The following is a 2,465-nucleotide window of genomic DNA, read 5'->3' on the forward strand; positions in this document are numbered from 1 at the left end:
TCATCTTCTGTCGGCTCAACAGGTTGAGGCATTTATGGCGCACACACACCAGAAGATAGCTCCCGGCGTTGGCGGAAGGCAGGGGCGAATCGCTGGCTATTGTCTCGTTATCAAGACCCAGTTGAGTCTTTCCGTCGAGCACATCGGCAAAGACTTCGCTCACCACATCCTTGCTGGCTGCATCATCCTTCAGAAGTACTCTGGCCAATTGGTACATCCTCAGATAATGCTGCCGGAAGAGCTGTTCTATCGTTTCTTTGTTTATTTGCATTACTTTATTTCTTTTCTTTTGCCTATATTACAATCGAATTTTCATTTTCCTAACCCTTAGCAGGTTATTTTTTATAACTACAAGTCGCCGTTTTCATCGTCTATAGACGATAAAATGTAATACAGAAATTACTTGAATGCGCCAGCATCAGCATCGTAGTTGTTGATGTTCTTCCGGATGTTCTTCTTCTTTCCGGAGAAGAAGTTGTAGCTGACACCCAGCATCAGCATGCGGCGATTATCCTTGATGATGTGCTGTTCCGTCTGGTTCATAATCGGATTGTCAAACGACTGGCTCTCGTGCTTGGCAGGAGCAAACATCCACATGCCATAGAGCGAGAAACGCCAGGCTCCCTTCTGATAAAAAGCAGAGAATTCACTCTTAGGCTCATCCGCCTTGCGATAGTCCAAGACAGCCATCTTCGAAGGAATATTTCCCTGGTAAGATGCTCCCCAGTTTCCCTTCCGGAAGTTGATGCCATATTTGAAAGGACTCCACCAGTAGCAATGGCGACCATAGGAATTGCTGATTACCTCCCGTTCAAAACCTCCACCCACCATCAGTTTAAAAACCTCGTTCTTGAACGGCTTGAACTGAAGATAATAGCCTGTGCCATAACGCCAATAGAAACTGCCGTTTTCATAGGTAGAAACTATGCTGCGCCTGTCGTTCACCGTGGTCCAATAATAATAAGGTGTAATTACCTTGTCATTATAGATTCCATAAAGTGCTACTTGCAGGTAGAGCATCGCATCATTATAGGTGTATCTGAATATCGGTCCCCATTCCATCGTAGCCTTTACATTCGGGTTGCCCTGCTTCATCAGGCAGGGGATGACAATCGTCATGTTCTCGCTCAATGTTGAGATGGCGGGATAATTGGTGCCGCTGGACGATAGCAGCTGCAACGAACCGTTCTTCAGCTTATAAGATAAATACAGCAACGGATGAATATAGTTGTTGTTATAGGTGAGATCCTGATAGCTCTGGGTTCTCCACGTGCTCTTTACGCCTATGCGATAGGTAAACTTGCCGATATGGTTCTGGTATTGGGCATAAACCGTATTGATCTTGATGCATGAAGAATACTTGGATGGCTCATAGCCGGAAAGGATATTGCGCACATTATAGTCGCTCCACTTATTCCAGGTATAAACTCCTGCCGACAGCTCTCCCTGCTCCCATTCTTTGGTATAATCTGCTTCTCCTATCAGGGAATAGATGTGGCTTCTGGAGTGCATGTCATCATCGGTCAAGATGCTATCCTTGTCGGAAGTCCATTGCCGGTTGAGCATTTGCTGCCTGGTGTTGAAGTAAGAGCCGAGCACGTCCACATCGAGTGTCTGCTTATGGGCAAACTGCTTGCTGAGATAGAGATCTACTGCTGGCTTCACGTAATCTACAATATCCTTTGTGTTTCCGAATCCATCCTTCCAAGCCTCGTTTCCTTGCGTTGCAACCTCGCTATTTCCCCGGTTGAACTTATGTGACAATTCTGGCGAAAAGGTGACCTGGAAGGTTACGTCATCTGGCTTGCTGTAAGCATACTTCAGGTTGAACTTGTTGTCGGTATAGCCAAAACGCTTGTGCAGATGGTAATCATAGACAGCCTGTTGGTCGTCAAGCGTAAAGGAATACTGGTTGTCTTCTATCCAGTCACGATAGTTTCTCACGTTGATGCTGTAATCGAAGGAAAACTGATGATTGCCCTTGTTGTACTTGAAATACACATTGTCATCGCTAAACCCTGTGGTCAAGGCACTGGACACATCAAAACCGGTAGTATAACCCGTATCAAGCGGCTTGGTAATGATATTCATCAAGATGCCCACATCGCCGTATCTGATAGGAGGATCTTCGTAGTATTCCACCTTCTTTATTTTGTTGGCGGCAATAGCCTTCAAGTCGTTCTCGCTCGTCATCGGCACGTTGTTGATGAGAATCTTGATGGATTTGCCGGTCATACTGGATGTCTTGCCGGTCATCGGATCGGTATAGATTCCCGGGAGTGTTCCCAGGAGATCCTGTGAATGGCGTGAGTTCCTGATCTGTTCGTCAGAGAATGTATAAGAGGCATGGTCGCCGTGGTCGATACGCAGCTTGCCCTTTACTTCCACCTTGCCCAGTTGATAGGCATTCGCCTGCATCCTCACATTTCCGATGCGGGCAATAGGTACCAGCTTGCAAATCGTCT

At 46.4% G+C, this 2,465-nt stretch carries 1 protein-coding gene and 1 pseudogene; both read right to left on the reverse strand.

Annotated elements, in window-relative coordinates; genetic code table 11:
- Window positions 1-271, reverse strand: a pseudogene (locus F7D47_RS07095) (hypothetical protein); the annotation flags it as partial.
- Between the two features lie 128 nt (window positions 272-399).
- A partial coding sequence (locus F7D47_RS14750) for a hypothetical protein (protein ID WP_194252646.1) occupies window positions 400-2,465 on the reverse strand: 2,066 nt, incomplete at its 5' end.

The sequence above is a fragment of the Segatella copri genome, from assembly GCF_009494835.1.
GTDB classification, from domain to species: Bacteria; Bacteroidota; Bacteroidia; order Bacteroidales; family Bacteroidaceae; genus Prevotella; species Prevotella copri_F.